Source organism: Brachyspira innocens ATCC 29796 (assembly GCF_000384655.1).
Classification (GTDB): domain Bacteria; phylum Spirochaetota; class Brachyspiria; order Brachyspirales; family Brachyspiraceae; genus Brachyspira; species Brachyspira innocens.
The window spans coordinates 21,382-44,941 of sequence record NZ_ARQI01000129.1; the positions used below are offsets into that span (position 1 = coordinate 21,382).

The following is a 23,560-nucleotide window of genomic DNA, read 5'->3' on the forward strand; positions in this document are numbered from 1 at the left end:
ATTTATTAAACTAATAATATTTTAAAAAATAATATTATTATGATAATTGCTTTAGAAAATTAATTGAAGTTGTAAAAAAGATAAAATCACCTCAATAGAGATGAAATAGGATAAGAAAACTTTTTTGCTTTTAGTTTAAGATTTTTCATTATCAGTACTCCTATTGATTATCAAAAATAAGATATTAAAGAATAATCAATAATTAGAAACGTATAAACATATAATATTTATATTGAAAGATTATATATTTTTTATTATTTTTGTCAATAAATAATATAATATTAGTCAGTTTTTTTTATATTGCTTCCAATCTCACATATAAATATAGCTGATATCATACATATACCCCCTATCACAAAATTCACAGTAAGAGGGTCTTTCATGAAAATAATGCCGCCCAAAGCTCCCAAAAATGATTCTAAACTCAAAATAATACCAGCTTTATTTGGATTAACATATTTCTGTGATACTGTCTGAAGAAGATATGCTATTCCAGTAGCCCCTATTGCAAGATAAATAATAGAATATATACTTTCTCTTGATACTGCATTTATATCGAATGGTGTTGAAGTGATAATTCCTGCAGATAATGATATTATACCTGCTACAATAAGCTGTAATGAAGCCATTATTATACCGTCTACATATTCAAGCATTTTATCTATAAGTATTAAATGAACAGCAAACACAACCGCACAAAACAAAGCAAATAAATCTCCTGCTTTAATACTACCAAGCCCGTCAAATGATGTTAATAAATATAATCCTATAACAGTAATCACAGCCGCTATAAATGCTGCAATATGAGGTCTTTTTTTATATAATGCCCAAGCAAGAAACGGTATAAATATAACATAAGAGCCTGTAAAAAATGCTACCTTTGAAGCTGTTATAAACTTAGAACTCATAGTTTGAAGAAAGAAACCCAAAAATAAAGCAGCACCTACAGGTATTGAAAGCAGTATATCTCTCTTTGTTATCTTTTTCATTTTTTTAAAGAAGATTAAAGAAAGAAAAATACCGCCTGCTAAATTCCTAAATCCCACAAGATAAAAAGGTTCTATTTCCTGTACAACAACCTTTACCGCTACGAAACTATATCCCCAAATTAATGCAGTTAAAAATATACCTATAGTACCCAGTCTTTCTTTATTATCCATAATGGTGTCCAGAACATAAAAATATGATGATAGATAATATAATATTTATATTAAAAAGTCAAAATGTATTTTACAAAATAAAGGGCTATTTATGATTTTAATTTACTCTGAAATAAATCAGCTATACTATTATATCCTTTTTCTTTAGCAATAAAATATTCTCTTTCAAATACATTATTAGTATAATTTATTGTATAATATTCAACTAATTTTTCGCATATTTCAAAATAACCGTTTGAAGAAGCTATATATAATGCCGTGTCTCCATTAGCATTTCTATCTTTCACAGAAGCATTATTTTTAAGCAAATATTCTACAATATCAAGCTTTCCATTATCAGCTGCAATCATTAAAGGAGTTTCATCAAGTTTGCTTTTTTTATTAATAATATCAGGCGATAACTGAAAAATATATTTTACAATATCGATATATCCCTTAGCACATGCAAACATAAAAGAATTCCAACCGTTAATATCATTTTCTTCTATATCTTCACCCTTCTCTACTAAATATTTTACAGATTTCAAATTATCATATATAACAGCCCACATTAAAGGCGTAATAGCACCTTCAGTACCATTCAAAGACATGCCATGCATAAGAAGAAGCTCTACTATATCTATATTACCAGCTATAACAGCATGTACTACTGCATTTCTATCTATACTATCATAAACATCTACATCAGCATTATTATCAAGAAGAGTTTTTACTATCTCAATATTCCCAATATAACATGCATACATTAAAGGAGTTACATCATCATCATCAGCCTTATTAACATCAACACCATATTTAATTAATAAATCTATAATTTCCTTGTTTTCTATCTCTATAGCAGATATTAAAGCAGATTTTCCATTATCTGTAACACCATCTAATGGAACTTTATTCATAAGAAAATAATTTACTATATCTTTATGACCTGCTGAAGCAGCTATTGCCAATGCTTTAGGAGCTTTTTTCCTAGAATTATCAAAAAAATATCTCACTACATCTAAATGCCCATTATAGGCCGCTGATATAAATGCACTTGAAAATACATTATGTTTACTTCCGCCTAATTTTGAATGTATATAATGAACTAAAGATAAATTACCGCTTATAGCTGCTATTGTAAGAGAATATTTAGGAATTTCTATATCATTAGTATTAAGTATATATTCCACTATATCAATATTACCGCTTGATATAGCATAAGATAATACAGTCTCTTCGTATATATCAATATCATTAATATTGGCATTATTATCTATAAGAAATTTTACTGCATCAAAATTAGATTTCTGACAGGCATACATAAGAGGGGTTACATTAGTATCAGTTTTAGCATTTACATCTGCACCGTTTTCTACTAGTATTTTTATAATGTCAAAATGATTCTCTGAACAAGCATAATGCAAAGGTGTTTCGCTGTTGCAGTTGCTTAAATTTACTGATGCTCCTCTATTTATAAGCAAATTTACTATATCTGTATGACCATTGGCACAGGCATTCATAAGAGGCGTTATATATAATTGATCCGCCTTATTTACATCAGCACCTGCATCTAAAAGAAGTTCAACTATTTTTTTATACCCTGCTCTACAGGCATGAGTTAATGGGGTTAGCCCCAATATATTGCTTAAATTTACATCTATATCTTTATTTTTAAGTAAAATTTCTACTGCTAATATATTATTTTTTGCTGAAGCTCCATGCAATTCTATTTCAATTTCTCTCATAAATATTAAACCCCATTATATATTTATAATTTAATATAAAAAGCCAAATAGTCAAATATATTTTTATTTATTTAATAATAATTTATTTGTCATTATAAATTATAATATTAATTTAGCAATTTTTTTTAAAAAAAATTTATAAATTAATAAAAAAAATATTACTTAATTAACATTATTTAGTATAATAAAAGCCAAAGTTGCTATAGAACAGTATATTGCTGTACCTATTATATCACATATAGATGTAAGCATAGGAGCACCGCTTATAGCAGGATCTATATTTAATTTTGTTAATATAAAAGGCAGACAAAGACCAATAATACTCCCTATAAATACTATACTAAACATTGATATACCTACAATAGCAGCTATCTCAAATCCTCCGCGTATTACTCCCAATATATAAACACCTAAAGCCATGCTAAGTCCAAGCATAGAAGATACTATTAATTCCTTTGAAAGCATATAAAACCAATCTTTAAGTACAACATCTCCTATAGCAAGCGAACGTATCACAAGCGTAGCAGACTGACTCCCTGCATTGCCGCCACTTCCTATAAGCAATGGCAAAAATACTACCAATACTATATGTTTTTGAAGTGTATTTTGAAATATACCTATAACTCCGCCTGAAAATATATTAATAAATACTAATATTAATAGCCATAGTATTCTCTGTTTATATAAAGTTGCTATAGGTGTGATTTTTAAATTATCATCAAACTGATCCTCACTTGAAGTAATACCAGCCATTTTATGAAAATCATCTGTATATTCTTCTTCGGCTATATCAAGTATATCATCAACTGTAACAATACCAAGCATGGCATGCCTATCATCAATTACTGCAAGAGAATGAAGATTATACTTTTTTATCACTTCAATGGCATTTTCCTGCTCTTCATAAACCAATATATAAGGACAGCTGCTTGTTATTTCTGATATAAGAGTATCTTTGTCAGTAAAAAATAATTTTCTTAGAGGAATAGAACCTATTAATGTACGCCTTTCATCTATAACATATATAGTAGTATAGGTTTCAGCATCTTCTATATTGCTTCTTATATATTCAAAAGCCTCCCCCACTGTCCAATCTGGCTTAATACTTATATATTCAGGTGTCATCAAACGACCTATACTGCCTTCTGGATATGCCAAAAGCCAAGAAGCTATTTCACGCTCCTCACTGCCTAGAAGCTTTAATATATTTGCAGACATTTCCTCTGGTATAGACTCCAAAAAATATGTCCTATCATCTGGATTCATATTCTCCAAAAGCTCTTTAATATCAGCTTCAGGCATGTTTTCTATTATTCTTTGCTGATCTATAGGAACTAACTCTGGAAATACACCTAAATAATAATCTTTAGGAAGTATACTAAAAACTTTATATTTATCTTCATTTTTTAAAGAAGTTATTAAATTGGCTGTTTCAACCTCCTGCCATAATGGAAGTATATCTCTTAATGCGTCCCAGTCTTTTTCTTCTATCAAATCTTCAATTTCAGGCTGTAAAAGTTCTTTAAGCATACACCGCTCCCGCTAAAATATTATAAACCAATTAAATAAAAATATAATTAAAAATTAGTACCTAGTTCCTACTAAATAAGTACCTACCTGTATACCAAAATCAAATGAATGTATATTATATTTTGAATAATTAGGATTTTTATAATTCATAGCAAAATCATAATTAAAATAAAGTCCTGCGGCCACTGCTGCAAAACTGCTTAAATTATACTTAAAATCTATAGTAAATTTCAAATACGGTATCACTGCAGTTTCAAATGAGCTTTCTATTTCAGTCCTATTCAATTTAACTCCGTAATCAGCATCCTGAATATTAGCAGCTAACGGTATTTTTACACCTGTTCCTATACCTAATGATAAAACCAAAGCTGTAACCCTAAACATAATACCTGTATTTAAACTATCAAATGTATACGAAACAACATTGGCATCTTTTGTATTTATATATTTATAAGAACTTCTGTAATATCCAATATCTGCCAAAACATCAAAACCTAATAATCCGCCGAAATCATAAAAATATCCTGGCTGAACCAATACCCCAAAATCAAAAGCACTACTCGTTTTTAATATATTTAATTTACTGCCATCAAGTCCTCTTACATCAGCAAAGGCAAAACTTCCTGTTAATGGCACAAATAATGCCACGCCTCCTCCATGCTGAGCAAATAAACTAAAACTAGAAACAGTTAAAAATAATAATGATAATACAATTTTTTTCATATGATTCCCACTTTATATTTTTATATATTTTCTATAATATAAAAAAATGATAGAATGTCAATTATTTATTTTAAGCGATATTTATAAAATTAATAAATTTGAAATTTGTATTAAAAATGATAAAATGCCTTATATTATAATTGGCTGGAAAATAAAATGATACTAAATTTAAATAAATTCGGAAAGTTTAAAAATAAGTCCTTTGAAATATCTGATAAACTGACCCTATTTTACGGAGAAAATGAATCTGGTAAAACCACAATATTTGATTCTCTTATGCTTTTATTCTCAGAAAATAAAAAAACTTCAACATTTGCAAAACAAATAAAATCAAGATACGGTGATGATATAGATATTAATATTATACCAGAAATAGACCCTTCAAAAAAAATGCATCCTCAGTCTTATAATAATTTATATTCAATAAGGCAAAGCGAAATAATATTTGAAATGTCCGACAGCAAAAAGGATTCCAAAGATTGGGAAAGCGAAATAAAAAAGAAATTATTTGCCTCCGATATAGATGTTGGAAAAATAATATCCGAAGTAAAAGCAGAATACTCTGGAAAATCTCAGTCGGCAATACCAGCTCAATTAAAAAATTTAAAATATAGAAATGAAGAAATAAAAGAAGAGCTTGATAATTTATATAATAAAGCTAATACAGAAGTTAGTAAAAAAGATAAATTAAAAGAGTTACATGAACTTCTAAAAGAAAGCGACAATATCATAAAAGAAAAAGTTAATGAATACAATAAATTAAACAGCCTAAGAGAAGAAAAAAATAAATCAAAAGAAAAAAATACAGCATTAAATATACTTACTATGATAAATGATTTTTATAAAAAAGATAAATTTATAAAAGAAAATCTCAATCTGCAAAATGATCATTCAAAAACAATAAATGACATTGAAAGAAAAATAGATGAATGCAAAAATAGTATAGCATATATTAAAGGAAAAATAGAACCTCTTCAAAAATCCACAGAAGAAAAGAAAAAAACTGATTATGAAAGCATAAGATTAAGAATAGATAAGGCTGTAAAAAAAATAGACGTATTAAAAGAGAAAAATAATAGAATACCAAAAATAGTTTTTTTGTCTGCTGTAATTTTGGTATCATCACTTTTAAGTTTATATTTTAAAAATCCGTATTGGTTTTTGATAATACTTCCTTCCATACCTTTTATGTTTATAAAAGAAGGTAAAAACGAAAAATTTATAAATGATATATTAGACTCACTTCCAGAACTTGATATTGATACTGACAATTTAGAATTATCATCTCTTAAAGATATTCTAAATAAAGAATTGGCAAAAATAGAAATTATACTTTCAAACAATGATGAAGAAGAGCTAAACAATTATAAAAAACAGCTAGAAGAAACTATTATTAATTTGGAAAATTATAATAATGAATTAAACAGTTTTTTTGATAAGCTAAACGTGAAAAATAAAGAAAACTACTATGAAATAAAAACTAATTTTGATAATGTTTATAAAAATACAGAAGAATTATTTGCCAAACTCATCACAGAAGCAAAAAAATTCGGACTTAGAGATATACCTACACTAGAAGCAAACTGCAATAGAATATTAAAAGAACTTGATGATAAAGGCATTAATCCAGACAGCTTTAATGAAATGGAAATGAAAGCTATAGAAAACAAATTAAAAGAACTAGAAAGAGAAATAAACACTATAAAAGAAAATATGAATAAAGTTATATCAAATGCTTCGTATATTAAGGGAGAGCTTAACAGTACTGATAATATACATGACAGCATAATAAATTTTGAAAGTGAGCTTGCAGAAAATAATGAAGAGATAAAAAATTTAAATAAAAGAAAAAAGGCTTTGGAATTGTTAGAAAATATGCTATCTAAAATAAATAAAAAAAATGATGATATATTTAATTCTCTCTCTAATGAAGCTAAAGTATTATACAATCATATCACTGGAAAAAGCTTATCCGATAACGGAATAGAAATGTCTGGATTTGATAAATCAAAAATTATGGTAAAAGATAAACAAAATGAAAGCAGAAATGTAGAATTATTATCTTCAGCTACAAAGGATGCAGTTTATATAGCTATGCGTCTTTCTATACTCACAAAAATACATGAAGCTGGAAGATTAATACTATTAGATGATCCTTTTATAACATTTGACAATAACAGAACAAAAGAAGCATTATCCTTTATAAGAGAATATACCAATAAATATAATATACCTATAGCAATATTTACTAAAGATGTATTTATACGCGACATAATGAAAGACTATAAAGAAGCTGTAATACATGAATTATCATAAGAATTACATATTGTTTAAATAACACAAATTATCTTTAATAGTATTGTATTTTTATTAATTTTTTATACAATATATCTATATAATCAATAATTAATAATAGTGATGGCATTATGAAAAAAATAGGTATATATATAGACTTAGAAAATATAAGATATTTAGATTTTCATGTAAATCTTAAATCAATGCTCAAAAGTATTTTAGACTATTACAAAGAGCAATTAAAAGATGAAGATATTGTATTTTCTATAAAAAAGGCTTATGGAGATTCAAAATCCATAAAGAAATATGCAAAACATTTAAGAGATTTGCATATTGATATCATTCATTCTGTGCCTTTTAAAAAAGCAAAAAATATGGCAGACATGAAATCATCATTAGATGCCTTTGAAGATTTTATCATATATAAAAAAATAGATATTATTATATTCGTAACAAAAGATGTTGATTACAGCATTGTTATGGATAAATTAATGAGGCATGGCTGCATAGTATCTATGGTTACAACATCCGATAATTTTGAAAAAAACATATTTCAAAATGCATGCTGTCATGATCCTTTCAAAATAGAAAAATACAGAGATAATGTTGTTAAAGAAAATAATTCAGAAATAAAAATAGATAATCAAAATAAGAATAAAAAGACAGTTAATGAAAATAATAACAATGAAATAATCAGAGAAAATATAATTGATAATAATAAAAAAAATAAGGAAGCTAAAAAACGTAAAAAAAATAATGAAAATAAAAGTGATAAGAATAAGTATAAACAAAATAAAGACACTATAAAAAATGAAATCCAAAACAAAGAAATTGAAAATAATATTAATAATTTAGAAAATAAAACTGAAAGTATTGAACAAAATAATTATAATAATGATTATAATAAAGAAAATAAAGTAATAGAAGAAAAAGATTTTTGGCAATGCTTCTCCGATGAGATAAAAGATTTTTATGATAAAAATGAAAACTTAGAAATATCCAAATCTTATATATGCAATAAAATAAATGATAAGCTCTGCCAAAAAGGAGAAAGTGCACTAAAATTGGCAGGATATCAAAATATAAATGAAGTTATTGATTTTTTAAATAAAAATGAAATTAAAACAACATCAAATAATTCTTCATTTACTATAGAAGAAACTATAAAATCATTTGAAAATAAAATGAATGATAATATTTTAAACAAAAATGAAATTAATTATACTGATGAAATAAATGATAAGAACTTTATATATGTATTAAAAAAAGTGCTTTCAGAAGATAAAGAAAATAAGGCTATAACATTATCATCTGTAATGAAAAAAATTAATAAAGAGTTTAATATGGCAAGCGGACAAAGTGCTATAAAACATACAAAGTTTAAAAACATAAAAGAAATAATATTAAAACTAGGAAAATATGCTGAACTTACTGAACAGGGTAGAAAATTTATTATAAAAGATAAAGACAAGACATTAGAAACACTGGAGAGTATTGCAAAAGAGTTATAAAAATACTAAATATTATTTTAAGGAAATTTTATGTCTAATATAACAGTAATTGGAATGGGATTAATGGGAGGCTCTTTAATTAAGGCATTAAAGGCAAGTAATGAAAACTATAATATATATGTAGTAGATACAAATAAAGAAAATATAGAATCTGCTTTAAAAGACGGATATATTGATAAAGGCTCTTATAATTACGATAATATAAAAGAATATATTGAATGGGCTGATATTATCATGATATGCACTTTGCCTTCCATAGCAATAGATATTATTTGCAAATATAAACATTTAATTGATGATAATAAAATACTCTCTGATTTTTGCGGTGTAAAAACTGATATTTTTAATAATACTAAAGATAAAAAGTATATATCTCTTCATACTATGGCTGGAAAAGAAAAAGGAGGATATCAAAACTCATCTGAAACACTATTCAAAAACTCTAATGCCATTATAGTAAACAATGACAATGCAAATGAAAATGATATAAAAATAATAGAAAAATTAGCTTATGATATAGGTTCTGGAAAAGTTATAATATCAACAGCTAAAAAACATGATGAAATGATAGCTTTTACAAGTCAGCTAATGCATATAATAGCATGCGGTATTGTCAATCATGATCATTTTTTAGCTTCGCTTGGTTTTGAAGGCAATAGTTTATCAGACCATACTAGAGTGGGAACAATAGATGCTAATATGTGGAGCGAATTATTTTTATATAATAGTGAATATCTTTATGAGTCATTAGATAAATATATAAAATGCTTGGAAGATTTTAAAAATGCTTTGCATAATAAAGACCGAGAAAAGTTAAAAAACTTAATGAATAATTCTAATAATATAAAAAATGAATGGATTAAAAGAAAAAATAATATTAATTAGATATTGACAAAACTTTATAATATGTTAGAATACACTAACAAATATTAATAATAGCTAATAACTTTGTATCTTTTGATACTATTTTATAACCTTCATTTAATTAAACTTTTTACCCCCATATAGTTATGGGGGTATCAAAAATAAATGCTTTCTAATATAGAAAACAATATTAATATGAATATGTAAAAAAATCTTATGTTTGACATTATAAATAATACTGCTATAATGAAACTAATATCAAAAAATTAATTAATATAGTCTATTATAAAACACGGGTAAATTAAAAAACTATGAAAGTAATAAAATTATTAAAAAGAATAAATAAAGAAAAAGAATTAGATATTTCTGCTTATAAAAATAAATACGTAGAAACTAAAAAAGATAAATTACGCTTTGAAAAAATGCTTCAAAAGTCCGTATCAATGGGACTAGTAATGAAAAAATCTAATATACTAAAACTTACCAATGAAGGAAAAGTATATTTAGAAAGAGAATTAAGAAAATCATCTGAAAAAGTAAATAGCACATCAGAAAGTAAAAGAGACAGAAGAAATGCAAAAAATAAAAAATCTGATACAGTAAATAAAAAAACAAGCATACCAAAACCAGAAATAAAAGTAGATATTAACAATGCTAAAAAAGACGCTGAAATAATAGCAAAAGCATATAATGTACCTACAGATTTCCCAAAAAAATGTTTGGAAGAGGCAAAACTTTTACCAGACAGTATGGAGAATGTAGAATTAGAGTTCGACAGGATAGATTTGAGAAATATAAGAACTGTAACTATAGACGGAGCAGATTCAAAAGATTTTGACGATGCTATAAGTATAGAAAAATTAAATGACGGATATAAATTGGGCATTCATATTGCTGATGTAAGTCATTTTGTGGTAATGGGAAGTGCTTTAGATAGGGAAGCTAGAAAAAGAGGAAATAGCGTTTATTTAATAGATACAGTTTATCCAATGTTTCCGCATGAACTTTCAAACGGTATATGTTCTTTAAATGAAGGTGTAAGCAGATTTACTATGACGGTATTCGTAACAATAGACAATAGCGGCAATGTTAAAGAAAGCACTTTTCATAAAAGCGTCATAAAATCAAGCAGGAGATTAACATATGACTATGCCCAAGATGTTTTGGACGGTATAGAGCATGATGAAGATTGGCTTGTAGAATTATTAAAAAATGCTGACGATGTTAAAAAAATACTTCTCCAAAAAAGAATAGAAAACGGCAGTATAGAGTTTAATCTAAATGAAACACAAATAATATTAGATAAAGGCGGTAATCCTAAAGATTTTTTTATTGGTGAAAGAAAAGAAACTCATAAAATAATAGAAGAATTAATGCTTATTGCCAACTGCGAAGTAGCCAAAAGATTAAAAAATATAAAAGGCTCTATTTACAGAGTACATGACAGTCCAGATATGGAAAAGCTCGATACTTTTACAAGAATAGCATTTAACAGAGGCTACAGACTCACAAAAGATGCAGACGGTAATTTGGATTTTCATTCATTTATAGAATCTATAATGGGAAAGCCAGACGAAAAATTACTTCTTACCCTACTACTTCGTTCTATGAAACAGGCTATATACGATGTTAATAATATAGGGCATTTTGGGCTTGGATTTGAATGCTACACTCATTTTACTTCGCCTATAAGACGATATACTGATTTACTTACTCATAGACTTTTAAAACTTTCATTAGAAGGTATAAATAATTTAAAACCTACTATGCAGCAGTTTTATACCAATTCGGCACAATGGTGTTCAAAAACAGAAAGAGTTGCAGTTGAATGCGAAAGAAGTTTGGCAAAGGTAAAAGCTGCAAGATTTATGAAAGACAAAGTAGGAAATGAATACAACGGAATAATAAGCGGTATTACAAACTTTGGAATATTTGTTGAAATAGAAGACAGAGGAATAGAAGGCTTAATAAGATATGCCGTATTAAAATCGCATTATAGATATGATGAAAATGAACAGGCAGCCTATAGTGAAGAAGATGCCAAATGGTACACATTGGGCGACAAAATAAGAATAGTAGTTTATAAAGTAGATATTAAAGAATTATTCATTGACTTTATACCAGCAAGCGAATTCGATAATAGTTTTGATGACAGAGATATAATAGACAGCAGAGATTTCTTAAAGAAGAAAAAAAACAAAAAAGAAATATATTCAAGAAAATCTCATAAATCATCTAAAGATAGAAAAAGAGGAGCAAAAGACAGAAGAGAGAGAAAAGAAAGGAAGAAATCAAAAAAAAGAAGATAATATTTAATTAATATAAAAGGCTTCTTAAACATAATAAGTTAAGCCTTTTTATTTATTATATAAATACATCATAGCAGTAAGTACAGCACCGCCCAAATTTCTAGCCTTATCAGAGATAGTAAAGCAATTATCATATTCAGATTTTCTAGGATCAATATCAGCTATTTTTAAGCCCCTATGCACTTTAAAACCATCTCTTATAATGCCCCTCAAAAGACCGTCAAAAGCAGCAAGCACTTCTATTTTTTCATTATTGTTGTTTATGTATGCTATAACTTCTTTTTCTCTTACAAAATCGCCTATGTTTTTTATGTTTTCAATAATACCATCAGCACTTGCATGTATTACCCTTTCAGCTTCTTTTCCGCCTATATTGCCCGGTATTCCAGTATTTGGTATAGCCTCACCTTTGTTATACATTCTTCCAAGATTATGACCTCTTACAGTTTCTATAACAATGTCAACATCCTTACCAGCAGTAAATCCGGGACCTAATGCTATAGTATATTTTGCCATAGATTTATTAGTGCCTAAATTCTTTTTTGCTATTATAGCATCAATCAAAAATGTAGGTTTTACATGATTTAATATTTCACAATTAGGATCAATAAGAATAGGTATCTTACTATAATTTGTATCAGTAACTATATTAAGAGCTTCTTCATAGCTTTTTACTAAAACAGCTTCAATATCTTCAACTCTGCTTTTACCATCATAAACAGCTTCAGATAATGCAACCTTTCTTCTAATTGAAGAGGGGTATTGTGTTTCTAATAATATAATCTTAAAATGAGCCTTATATAAAGAATACACAACACCAGTAGCTAAATCTCCAGCCCCTCTTATAATTACAAGTTCATCATTAAATAAACTCATAATAAATTATTTTGAATAAGGAGTATTTTTAAGCGGAAGTTCTGTCTGGAACTCACCATTAAATTTGTAATATGCTAAAGCAACAGCAGGAGCAGTAGGTATACTAGAAATCTCACCTATACCAGTAGCCCCATAACCATAAGGCACACCAGGTTTTTCTATAATAATAGATTCAACATCTGGAGTTTTATCAGCCCTAAATAATCCTAAAGTACCAAATTTTACTTTAGGCACACAATTTTCAAGCGGGAATTTTTCTGTAAGAGCATATCCTAAAGACATAACAACACCGCCTTCAATCTGACCTTCCAAAGCTATAGGGTTAATAGCCTTTCCTATGTCATGAGCTGCAACAATCTTTTGTATAGTACCGTCATCATTAAGTAGGCAAACCTGAGTAGCATAACTATAAGCAACATGAGAAACAGGGTGAGGTTTATCAACGCCCATTTTATCAGTTATAGTAAGCCATTCGCCATAAAACTCTTTGCCTTCCAAATCTTTTAAAGTTTTTCCTTTATCAAGTTCTTTTTTAAGCTCCTCGCAGGCTCTCTTACAAGCTTCACCTGTTATAAGAGTTTGTCTTGAGCCTGAAGTGGTACCAGAATCTGGAGAAGTAGCCGTATTAGGCTGATGAATAATAATCTTATCATCATCTAAATCAAGAGTTTCTCCTACTATCTGATAAAGAACAGTAGCAATACCCTGCCCTATACAAGAAGCAGCAGAATATACATGTACTTTTTCATCTTCAACAACTAAACGAACTCTTCCAGTATCTGGAAGTCCCACACCTACACCAGAGTTTTTCAAAGCACAAGCTATACCTACATTTTTATTATTATAATATATATCTTTAACAGCCTCTAATGTTTCAACAAGTCCAGTAGCTTCATCAGCTATTTGATAGTTAGGAAGTACCTGACCAGGACGTATAGCATTTCTATATCTTATTTCCCAAGGATCTAATCCGCACATTTCAGCAAGTAAGTTTATATTCATTTCAGTAGCAAAACAAGACTGCGGCACTCCGAATCCCCTGAAAGGTCCAGTAGGAGGATTATTAGTATAGAAAGATTTACCCTCTATATCTATAACCTGATAATTATAAGGACCAGCAGCATGAGTACAAGCTCTCTGAAGTACTGGACCAGATAAAGAAGCATAAGCACCTGCATCAGTAATTAAAGTAGCTTTCATAGCAGTAAGTATACCATTTTCATCACAGGCAGTAGTCATATCTATACTCATAGGGTGGCGTTTTGGGTGCCAATTAATACTTTCCTGTCTTGTAAGTTTGAACTTAACAGGTCTTTTTGTTCTGTATGCCATTATAGCAGCATAATGCTGAACGCTCATATCCTCTTTACCGCCGAAACCGCCGCCTACATATTTATTTTCTACTACAACCTTATCTGGCTCTATACCCAAAGCCATAGAAACTTCTCTTTTTGTATCATAAACACTTTGATCGCTAGAATATATAAATATGCCGTCATTAAAAGGCATAGCAACAGCAACTTCAGCTTCCATAAAAGCATGCTCTGTCCAAGGAAGTTCATAATGCCTTGTAACTTTATATTTTGATTTCGCTATTACCTCATCAGCATTTCCTTTAACTAATCTTTCATGAGTAAGAAGATTGCTTTCTCTCTCTTCATGAACCAAAGGAGCATCTGCTTTCATAGCCTCTTCTGGATTTCTTACCAAAGGAAGCTCTTCATATTCTACTTTTACTAAATCTCTAGCTTTTTTAGCTGTGGCTTCATCTTCAGCCACTATCAAAGCTAGTCCGTCAGCAATAAATCTTGTAGTCTCACCCTCACCTATAAGTACGTCCCAGTCATGGAAAATATGACCTATTTTTTTGTCACCTGGTAAATCTTTAGAAGTAATAACATCAACTACACCTTTTAAAGCCTTTGCTTCGCTTGTATCAATTTTTAATATTTTTGCTCTAGGATATTTAGTTCTAACAGCTACACCATAAAGCATTCGATCTATTTCAACATCATCACAGTATTCACCAGTACCTAATGCTTTTTCTTTTGCGTCTATTCTTGCAATATTTCTGTCGCCTAATTTTACCTTTCCTTTGTAGTCTTTAACATCAATATTTTCTCTTATCATTTTAGCTGCTAATTCTATAGCATCAATAATTTTTTTGTATCCTGTACATCTGCAAATATTATTTTTTATAGCGGCTACTATTTCAAGTCTAGTAGGATTATTATTTTTATCTATTAAACCTTTAGCACATATAACCATACCCGGTATACAGAATCCGCATTGAACAGCCCCAGCAACTGCAAAAGCATGAGAATATACATCTTTTTCTCTTTGAGTAAAACCTTCTATAGTTTGTACACTTTTTCCCTGAAGTCTTCCTATAGTTTGTATACATGCTTTAGTTGGTTTTCCATCTATTAAAACAGTACAAGTTCCGCATGCTCCCTCAGAACAGCCGTCTTTTACAGATTTGCACTTGCAGTCATTTCTAAGAACATCCATTAATTTTCTGTCAGAATCAAAGCTCATTTCCTTGCCATTAATGATAATATTAACGCTCTCGCCCATATAAAATTACCTCCCATTTTAATAATATTAATAAACATAACAATGGAGATTTATATTCTCCACTGTTATGCCATTATATAATAATAAAAACCCAAAAATTATTTCAATATAAGATATTTATAATTATTAAATACGCTATCGACTATACTATAAACTCCATTAAAGTTTTTAGAACTTCCAGCTTTATAAGATTCTTCCTTGCCGTCTATTCTAAGTTTAGCATTACCTTCTTTATCTAAGAATAAGAAACCGTCATTCTTAGAGTTTTTCATATCATCTGCAGTGGCAAATAATGTAAACTTATCTTTATAAGGTGCTGAACTATAAGGACAGAATGTTTCACAGTTACCGCATTCATTACACATATAGTCAACATGTATAATCTGTGATATTTTAGCTCCGCCCTCAACTTTAACTGATATATTTGCTCTATTAGGACAAACCTCAGCACAGCTTTCGCATATATAGTCGCAAGTTAAACATCTACTAGCTTCAGGGTCTTTTGACACCTCCTTTAGATTACCTTTTTTACTGTAAGAAATCTCTTCAGTAGAAACAGAAGGCAAATTAGGAGCAACTGCTTTTCCTAGTACTGCCTCAGCAATAACTTTAGCATCTCTTATAGCTTCAACTATAGTAGCAGCTCCGTAAAGTCCGTCTCCAGCAATATAAACATTTTTGAGAGATGATTCATTATTAGCATTGCATTTTGGTTTTCCTCTGTCATCAACTTCTATTCCGTTAGATTTATAAAACTCTGATTCAATCTGCTCACCTATAGAAGCTATAACTGTACTTGCAGGAACTTCTACTGTTTCTTTAGTTTCAACAACATTTCTTCTTCCTTTTTCATCATAGTCTGATAATTCCATTTTTCTGCATAAAAGTTTTCCGTTCTCTATTTTTACAGGTGCTAATAATTCCATAAACTCAACACCATCTTCTAAAGCCTCTTTAAGTTCTTCTTCTAAGGCAGGCATATATCTTTTAGTTCTTCTATAAACTAATCTAACATTTTTAACGCCTTTATTTTTCTTAGCAGCACGGGCAGCGTCCATAGCAGTATTACCGCCTCCTATAACTACTACATCTTCTCCTAAATCTACATTGCCGTTAGTTTTATTGAACTCTTCTAAGAATTTGAGAGCATTTATAGATTCTCCAGCCTCAAGCTTCAAAGGCATGTTTTTATGTGCACCTATACAAACAACAGTATAATCATAATTTTTAGAAAACTCTTTTATATCTTTTATCTCTTTTCCAAGTTCAAATTTTACACCCATTTGCTTGCATAAACTCACATCATTTCCAATCTCTTCAGCTGATATTCTAAAATTAGGTATAATATTAGCAACAACTCCGCCAGCTTTTTCTCTTTTATCAAATACTGTAACTTCTATTCCAGCACGTGCCAAGAAAAATGCTGCAGAAAGTCCAGCAGGTCCAGCCCCTATAATACCAGCTTTTTTTCCTATAGAAGGTGCTGGTTTTAAAGTAGAGATAACATTTTTATAACCAGCTCTAGCAGCCTCTAATTTGCAAGCTCTTATACTTACAGGCTCTTCATAGAATTGTCTAGTACAAGTATCCATACAAGTATGAGGACATAATATACCAGTAACAAAAGGCATAGCATTTTTTTCTATAATTACTTTGAAAGATTCATCATATTTGCCTTCAGAATTAAGTCTTATATATGTTGTAAGGTCTTGATGTATAGGGCAAGTTTCCATACAAGGTGCAGTATAACAGTCTACCAAAGGAACTTTTTTCTTAATTTTTCTGCTTGCAAGAGGTTTGATAGGTTTAGTATGATGTTTATCTTTTTTGCTTGCTTCAACTATTTTTTCAGCTTTAGCAACATCTACTTTTGTAAATGGTTTATATTCTTTAAGATTTTTAGCTATTTGTTCAGTTCTTTGATAACCGCCTGTTTTTAATAAAGTTGTAGCAATAGTTACAGGCCAAATTCCTGCATCTATAACATCATTAATATTGAAATAATCACATCCGCCAGAGTATGATATTCTTAAATTTCCGTCAAAATCCTTACTCAATCTTGAAGCTACTGTCATAGAAAGTGGGAATAATGATTTACCAGACATATACATCTCTTCAGAAGGAAGTTCTTTCTGCTTAACATCTACTGGGAATGTATTAGTGATTTTTACTCCAAATAAAAGAGAGTTGTCAGAAGCTAATTTCTGAAGTCTTTGAAGCATTGGAACTGCATCGCTGTACTGTAAATCATCTTTAAAGTGAAAATCGGTAAATGATATATAATCATAACCCATATCATCTAATGTTTTTCTAGCATAATCATAACCTAAAAGTGTAGGATTGCATTTAACAAAGGTATTTAATTTTTTTTCTGTGATTAAATAAGAAGCGATTTTTTCTATTTCAGTAGGAGGACATCCATGAAGAGTAGACAAAGTAACAGAATTACATACATCAGCATTAATTTTATCAATATCTTCTTTTTTGAAGTTTTTGAATCTGTCAATATTATCATTAAGCCACTTTATACATTCTTTAAATATAGGAGTATTAGAAGCGTCTTTTAATCCTTCAATAAACTTATCTATCTTTTCTAGTTTAATACCTTCATAATCATAACCAACAGACATATTAAACTGAAAACCGTCCATATCTCCCAAATCCCATTCTTTAGCTATAACTTTTAAAGCCACCCAAGCCTTAACATACTCATCAAAAGCCTGAGGTACATAAAGCTCTGTTGACCATTCACAGTTATAACATTCATCATTAGCAGCTATACAAGGTTTGGCTACGCATTTACTTAATTCTTCACCGTCCATTTTTTGTACTGTTTTGAGTTCAAAGAATCTGCTTCCAGTATAGTATGCGGCTATTATATTTTGTGCTAACTGAGTATGAGGTCCTGCTGCAGGTCCTATAGGAGTCTCTAATTTTCTTCCAAAAATTTCATAATATTTAGATTTATCAGCTTTAAAGACTCTCGAAATACCAAATACTTTACCTGTCTTTTTTTCTTCCAAAATCCAATTCATAAGATTTCCAAAAGGAATAGGTGTCATTACATCACTCATTATATAATTCCTCCAAATAATTATTACTGTTATTTATTTTATTTCATACTTACTTATATACATAAAATATTTATATACCAAATAATGAACAAATATATATCCATTATTTGGTATAATTCATAAAGAGTCTATTATTAATTATTTATTGATTTGTTTCCAAAGTTTATCAGATTCTTCTTTTATTTTAGCATAAGCTGCTTCTTCATCAATTTTTGTAAGTTTTCTATCTCTCATTAATACTTCGCCATTACAAATAGTAGTATTAACATGTCCGCCATTCATACCGAATAATATATGTCCGTTAATATTTTTATCGCTTAATTCTGTATAGTTTTTATAATCCATTATAATAACATCAGCAGCAGCATTTTCTTTTAGTATGCCTAGAGGAGTTTCAAAATAACGGTTAGCTATTTTAGCATTATTTTCAAAAAGCATTTGAGGTATTTCGCCCCAAGCAGCATTAGGATTGCAAAGACTATGTTTATGAAGAACATTAGCTACTTTGTATGATTCTGTCATATCATGAGTATATCCGTCAGTACCCAAACCTGTTAATATACCTTTTTTCATTAATTCCATAGTAGGAGGACATCCGCAGGCATTACCCATATTAGATTCTGGATTATGAGAAGTCATAGTATCAGTATCTTTTATTGAATCCATTTCATGAGGATTAATATATATACAGTGTACAAGTATAGTTTTCGGACCTAAAACTTTAAAATCATAAAGTCTGTCAACTATTCTTTTACCATGATCTTTAAGGCAGGCATGCAAATCTTCTATACCTTCAGCAACATGTATATGACAGCCTATGCCTTCAGGTAAATCTTTCATACATGCTTCCATAGTTTTGTCAGAAATAGTAAAAGAGGCATGCATACCCATCATAGCTTTAATCATATCAGTTTTATCAGCCATAGCATGTTTAATAAAGTCAAGATTTTCTTTAACAGAAGCCTTAGATTTAGCCTCCCCGTCCCTATCAGAAACTTCATAACATAGACAAGAACGCACCCCCATAGTTTTGGCAGCTTCTTCTATAGCAAATAAAGAACCTTCTATATGCCCGAAACTTGCATGATGGTCAAATACTGTAGTAACTCCGTTTTTTATTGATTCTATATAAGTGGCCATAGCACTTTGTTTTGTCTGCTCTAAAGTAAGATTTCTATCTATAGTCCACCACATTCCGTCTAATATTTCTAAAAAACCTTTAGGATTATAGCCATTAATACTGAAGCCTCTAGCCATAGCAGAGTAAATATGTTCATGCACATTTATAAATGCAGGCATAATAACTCCGCCTTTAGCATCTATATACTCAGCATCTTTATATTTAGCCTTTAAATCAGAAGTTTTTCCCACTTCTTTAATTAATCTTCCATCACAAAGCACCGCACCGTCTTCTAAAAAGGGCATATTATTATCTCTTGTAATTAATTTTCCTCCCCCTATTAATAGCATAAGCTGACTCCTAAAATTATATATTTTAATGAAATTATTTTTTTCTATACATTTTAATAGGATATTAAAAAAAGCACATTTGTCAACGAATTTTCAAAAAAAATTTAGATTTTTCCTTGAAAATCTAAAAAAAAGTTAGTATACTATAAACGTATCTATTGATGATATAATTAACCATAAAAAGTATATTTTAGGATATTTATGAGCTCTAATATAATACTTGAAACATTGATAAGCGTAGCACATGGTATAGCAAGACAATTCGGTAATAACTGCGAAGTGTGTATACATGAACTAAAAGAAGATGATTTAGATCATACTATAGTTTTTATCATTAACGGAGGAATCACTGGAAGAAAAGCTGGAGAAGGTGCATCAAATGTAGTGTTGAATACTATAGAAAAATTAAAAAAAGGAGAACCTATAGTAGATCATTTATCATATCTTACAAAAGCATCAAACGGAAAAATATTAAAGTCTTCAACTGTATTTATAAAGGATATAAACGGCAAGTATAAATATATACTGTCTATAAATTTTGATATAACTAATTTAATGCCTTTTAAAAGCGATTTAGAAAGTCTTTTAAACACAGAAGATAAATCAAAATTAGAAGAAATACCAAATAGTGCTCAGGAACTTATGGAAAAACTTATAATAAAAAGTGAAGAATTAATAGGAAAACCTGCAAGCATAATGAATAAAGAAGAAAAAATAAGAGCTATAAAGTTTTTGAATAATTCTGGAGTATTTTTAATAACAAAATCAGGAGATAAAGTATCAAATCATTTTGGAATAAGTAAATTCACTCTATATAATTATATAGATTCAAAAAAGGAGGATATAAATGAGTGAGCTTAAATGGGCTGAAAATAAGATGCCTAAAACAGATGATAAAAATTTACCAATAATGTCTATTGAGGAAGTAAAAAAAGCAAAGGCATTTCACCAAAGTTTCCCTCAATACACACAAACACCATTATCAGAACTAAAAGAAATGGCTAAATATTTAGGTTTAGGAACTGTAAAAGTAAAAGACGAATCATACAGATTTGGTCTTAATGCCTTTAAAGTATTAGGCGGTTCTTACTCTATGGCTAAATACATAGCACAAAAAATGGGAAAAGATGTAAGCGAGTTCACTTATGATGTGCTCACTTCTCAAAAATTAAAAGATGAATTCGGTCAGGCTACATTCTTCTCTGCTACAGACGGTAACCATGGAAGAGGTGTTGCTTGGGCTGCAAATAAATTAGGACAAAAATCTGTTATATTTATGCCTAAAGGCTCAACAGAAACAAGATTAAAAAATATTCAGGCTGAAGGGGCTACTGCTACAATAGAAGAATACAACTACGATGAATGTGTTAGAAAAGCTGCTGCTGAAGCTGCTAAAGTTCCAAATGGTGTAGTTGTACAGGATACTGCTTGGGAAGGCTATGAAGAAATACCTGCTTGGATTATGCAAGGTTATGGTACTATGGCATTAGAAGCTGATGAACAGTTTGGAGAGAGACCTACACATGTATTTGTACAGGCTGGTGTTGGTTCTTTGGCTGGTGCTATGGTTGGATATTTCTCTAACAAATATAAAGATAATCCTCCTATAATGGTTATAGTTGAAGCTGAAGCTGCTGCTTGTTTATATAAAGGTGCTGAAGCTGGAGACGGTAAAATAAGAATAGTAGAAGGTGATTTAAATACTATTATGGCTGGACTTGCATGCGGAGAGCCTAATATCACTTCTTGGGATATACTTAAAAATCATGCTAACTGCTTTATAGCTGCTGAAGATATAGTTGCTGCAAGAGGAATGAGAATGCTTGCTGCTCCATTAAAAGGAGATCCTCAGGTTGTATCTGGTGAATCAGGTGCTGCTCCTTTCGGTGCTTTGGCTACTATTATGCTTAAAGATGAATATGCTGAGTTAAGAAAACAATTAAAACTTGATTCTAATTCTAAAGTATTATTATTCAGCACTGAAGGTGATACTGATCCTATAAGATGGAAAAACATTGTTTGGGAAGCTAAAGATAGATAATTAATAAATTTAAATAAATTTTTATTAGAAATAAATATATATTTAGGGAGAATAAAAATAATGAGTGCTATTTCAAAAGAACAATTTGAACAAATAAAAGCAAAAGCTGAAGGCTATAAAGCTGATATGACTAAATTCTTAAGAGATTTAATTAGAATTCCTAGTGAATCTTGCGAAGAAAAAGGCGTAATCGAAAGAATAGCTGAAGAGATGAAAAAAGTAGGATTCGATAAAGTTGATATAGATCCTATGGGTAATGTTTTAGGTTATATGGGAAGCGGTAAAACTTTAATAGGTATTGATGCTCATATAGACACTGTTGGTATAGGAAACAAAGCTAACTGGAAATTTGATCCTTATGAAGGTTATGAAAATGACATCGAAATAGGCGGTAGAGGAACTTCTGACCAAGAAGGCGGTATAGTTTCTGGTGTTTACGGTGCTAAAATAATGAAAGATTTAGGTCTTTTAAATGACAAATATCAAGTTGTTGTAGTTGGTACTGTACAAGAAGAAGACTGTGACGGATTATGCTGGGAATATATATGTAAAGAAAGCAAAATTAAACCTGAATTTGTAATATCTACTGAACCTACTGACGGCGGTATATACAGAGGTCAAAGAGGAAGAATGGAAATAAGAGTAGATGTTAAAGGTATTTCCTGCCATGGTTCTGCTCCGGAAAGAGGAGATAACGCTATTTACAAAATGGCTGATATACTTCAGGACATCAGAAGCCTTAATGAAAATGACGCTAAAGATTCTACAGAAATCAAAGGCTTAGTAAAAATGCTTGAAGAAAAATACAATCCTCAATATAAAGAAGCTAACTTCTTAGGAAGAGGTACTGTAACTGTTTCTCAAATTTTCTATACTTCTCCAAGCAGATGTGCTGTTGCTGACTCATGCTCTATATCATTAGACAGAAGAATGACAGCAGGCGAAACTTGGGAAAGCTGCCTAGAAGAAATTAGAAATCTTCCTAATGTAAAAAAATATGGTGCTGAAGTATCTATGTACAATTATGAAAGACCATCTTGGAAAGGATTAGTTTATCCAATAGAATGCTACTTCCCTACTTGGGTAATTCCAGAAGATCATGCTGTAACTAAAGCTTTAGAAGAAGCATACAAAGGTCTTTACGGTACTGAAAGAATAGGACCTACTCCAGAAATAGATAAAGAAAGAAAAGCTCGTCCTCTTACTGATAAATGGACATTCTCTACTAACGGCGTATCTATTATGGGACGTAACGGAATACCTTGTATAGGTTTTGGTCCTGGTGCTGAAGCTCAGGCTCATGCTCCTAATGAAATCACTTGGAAACAAGATTTGGTTCATTGTGCTGCTTTATATGCTGCTGTACCTACTATTTACTGTGCAAATAAATAATTAAATAATATAAA

General features: G+C 29.7%; 15 protein-coding genes. 7 read left to right on the forward strand and 8 right to left on the reverse strand.

Going from position 1 to position 23,560, the window contains the following annotated elements; genetic code table 11:
• Positions 1-281 precede the first annotated feature (281 nt).
• The 4 genes from F811_RS0114070 to F811_RS0114085 form a co-directional block, all read right to left on the reverse strand.
• Positions 282-1,160: a DMT family transporter gene (locus F811_RS0114070; RefSeq protein ID WP_020005879.1), complete on the reverse strand. Its 879-nt coding sequence runs from the start codon at positions 1,158-1,160 to the stop codon at positions 282-284.
• 89 nt (positions 1,161-1,249) lie between these two features.
• Positions 1,250-2,884: an ankyrin repeat domain-containing protein gene (locus tag F811_RS0114075; RefSeq protein WP_020005880.1), complete on the reverse strand. Its 1,635-nt coding sequence runs from the start codon at positions 2,882-2,884 to the stop codon at positions 1,250-1,252.
• Between the two features lie 162 nt (positions 2,885-3,046).
• The gene (mgtE, locus tag F811_RS0114080) at positions 3,047-4,414 is read right to left on the reverse strand and encodes a magnesium transporter (RefSeq protein WP_020005881.1); all 1,368 of its coding nucleotides are present in this window, start codon (positions 4,412-4,414) and stop codon (positions 3,047-3,049) included.
• A gap of 54 nt (positions 4,415-4,468) precedes the next feature.
• Positions 4,469-5,137: a hypothetical protein gene (locus tag F811_RS0114085; protein ID WP_020005882.1), complete on the reverse strand. Its 669-nt coding sequence runs from the start codon at positions 5,135-5,137 to the stop codon at positions 4,469-4,471.
• A gap of 156 nt (positions 5,138-5,293) precedes the next feature.
• On the opposite strand from F811_RS0114085, the gene F811_RS0114090 reads away from it, so the two are divergent.
• From F811_RS0114090 to F811_RS0114105, 4 genes are all read left to right on the forward strand, one after another.
• Positions 5,294-7,453, forward strand: a complete 2,160-nt coding sequence (locus F811_RS0114090) for an ATP-binding protein (RefSeq protein WP_020005883.1) — start codon at positions 5,294-5,296, stop codon at positions 7,451-7,453.
• A 110-nt stretch (positions 7,454-7,563) separates the two neighbouring features.
• A complete protein-coding gene (locus F811_RS0114095; protein WP_020005884.1) occupies positions 7,564-8,943 on the forward strand; it encodes an NYN domain-containing protein in 1,380 nt (459 codons plus the stop codon).
• Between the two features lie 30 nt (positions 8,944-8,973).
• On the forward strand, positions 8,974-9,828 hold the full coding sequence (locus F811_RS0114100; RefSeq protein WP_020005885.1) for a prephenate dehydrogenase: 855 nt from the start codon (positions 8,974-8,976) through the stop codon (positions 9,826-9,828).
• A gap of 290 nt (positions 9,829-10,118) precedes the next feature.
• Positions 10,119-12,116, forward strand: coding sequence for a ribonuclease R family protein (locus F811_RS0114105; RefSeq protein ID WP_020005886.1), 1,998 nt, complete (start codon positions 10,119-10,121; stop codon positions 12,114-12,116).
• Positions 12,117-12,164: 48 nt separating this feature from the next.
• Here the strand turns inward: F811_RS0114105 and yqeB are convergent, their stop codons facing one another.
• The 4 genes from yqeB to ssnA all read right to left on the reverse strand — a co-directional run bounded on the left by yqeB (position 12,165) and on the right by ssnA (position 20,113).
• Positions 12,165-12,992, reverse strand: a complete 828-nt coding sequence (gene yqeB, locus F811_RS0114110) for a selenium-dependent molybdenum cofactor biosynthesis protein YqeB (protein WP_020005887.1) — start codon at positions 12,990-12,992, stop codon at positions 12,165-12,167.
• Positions 12,993-12,998: 6 nt separating this feature from the next.
• On the reverse strand, positions 12,999-15,569 hold the full coding sequence (xdh, locus tag F811_RS0114115; protein ID WP_020005888.1) for a selenium-dependent xanthine dehydrogenase: 2,571 nt from the start codon (positions 15,567-15,569) through the stop codon (positions 12,999-13,001).
• Positions 15,570-15,667: 98 nt separating this feature from the next.
• Positions 15,668-18,643 carry a putative selenate reductase subunit YgfK gene (gene ygfK, locus F811_RS0114120; RefSeq protein WP_020005889.1) on the reverse strand — a complete coding sequence of 992 codons (2,976 nt, stop codon included), beginning with the start codon at positions 18,641-18,643 and terminating at the stop codon, positions 15,668-15,670.
• 138 nt (positions 18,644-18,781) lie between these two features.
• The gene (gene ssnA, locus F811_RS0114125; protein ID WP_020005890.1) at positions 18,782-20,113 is read right to left on the reverse strand and encodes a putative aminohydrolase SsnA; all 1,332 of its coding nucleotides are present in this window, start codon (positions 20,111-20,113) and stop codon (positions 18,782-18,784) included.
• Positions 20,114-20,314: 201 nt separating this feature from the next.
• Here ssnA and F811_RS0114130 point away from each other — a divergent pair, with 201 nt between their 5' ends.
• Genes F811_RS0114130 through F811_RS0114140 form a run of 3 tightly spaced genes read left to right on the forward strand, consistent with a single transcriptional unit; the run spans position 20,315 to position 23,546 of the window.
• Complete coding sequence (locus F811_RS0114130) at positions 20,315-20,968, forward strand: helix-turn-helix transcriptional regulator (protein ID WP_020005891.1); 654 nt, start codon at positions 20,315-20,317, stop codon at positions 20,966-20,968.
• Positions 20,961-22,154 (forward strand): diaminopropionate ammonia-lyase, encoded by a 1,194-nt coding sequence (gene dpaL / locus F811_RS0114135; RefSeq protein WP_020005892.1) that lies wholly within the window; start codon positions 20,961-20,963, stop codon positions 22,152-22,154. The genes F811_RS0114130 and dpaL overlap by 8 nt, the downstream gene beginning before the upstream one ends.
• Before the next feature lie 60 nt (positions 22,155-22,214).
• Positions 22,215-23,546, forward strand: a complete 1,332-nt coding sequence (locus tag F811_RS0114140; RefSeq protein WP_020005893.1) for a YgeY family selenium metabolism-linked hydrolase — start codon at positions 22,215-22,217, stop codon at positions 23,544-23,546.
• The last annotated feature ends 14 nt before the right edge of the window (positions 23,547-23,560 follow it).

Coding starts and splice junctions, on each gene's coding strand:
- F811_RS0114105 (WP_020005886.1), top strand. CDS start 10,119: ATGAAAGTAATAAAATTATTAAAAAGAATAAATAAAGAAAAAGAATTA.
- F811_RS0114095 (WP_020005884.1), top strand. CDS start 7,564: ATGAAAAAAATAGGTATATATATAGACTTAGAAAATATAAGATATTTA.
- xdh (WP_020005888.1), bottom strand. CDS start 15,569: ATGGGCGAGAGCGTTAATATTATCATTAATGGCAAGGAAATGAGCTTT.
- F811_RS0114140 (WP_020005893.1), top strand. CDS start 22,215: ATGAGTGCTATTTCAAAAGAACAATTTGAACAAATAAAAGCAAAAGCT.
- yqeB (WP_020005887.1), bottom strand. CDS start 12,992: ATGAGTTTATTTAATGATGAACTTGTAATTATAAGAGGGGCTGGAGAT.
- ssnA (WP_020005890.1), bottom strand. CDS start 20,113: ATGCTATTAATAGGGGGAGGAAAATTAATTACAAGAGATAATAATATG.
- F811_RS0114070 (WP_020005879.1), bottom strand. CDS start 1,160: ATGGATAATAAAGAAAGACTGGGTACTATAGGTATATTTTTAACTGCA.
- F811_RS0114130 (WP_020005891.1), top strand. CDS start 20,315: ATGAGCTCTAATATAATACTTGAAACATTGATAAGCGTAGCACATGGT.
- ygfK (WP_020005889.1), bottom strand. CDS start 18,643: ATGAGTGATGTAATGACACCTATTCCTTTTGGAAATCTTATGAATTGG.
- F811_RS0114075 (WP_020005880.1), bottom strand. CDS start 2,884: ATGAGAGAAATTGAAATAGAATTGCATGGAGCTTCAGCAAAAAATAAT.
- F811_RS0114090 (WP_020005883.1), top strand. CDS start 5,294: ATGATACTAAATTTAAATAAATTCGGAAAGTTTAAAAATAAGTCCTTT.
- F811_RS0114100 (WP_020005885.1), top strand. CDS start 8,974: ATGTCTAATATAACAGTAATTGGAATGGGATTAATGGGAGGCTCTTTA.
- F811_RS0114085 (WP_020005882.1), bottom strand. CDS start 5,137: ATGAAAAAAATTGTATTATCATTATTATTTTTAACTGTTTCTAGTTTT.
- mgtE (WP_020005881.1), bottom strand. CDS start 4,414: ATGCTTAAAGAACTTTTACAGCCTGAAATTGAAGATTTGATAGAAGAA.
- dpaL (WP_020005892.1), top strand. CDS start 20,961: ATGAGTGAGCTTAAATGGGCTGAAAATAAGATGCCTAAAACAGATGAT.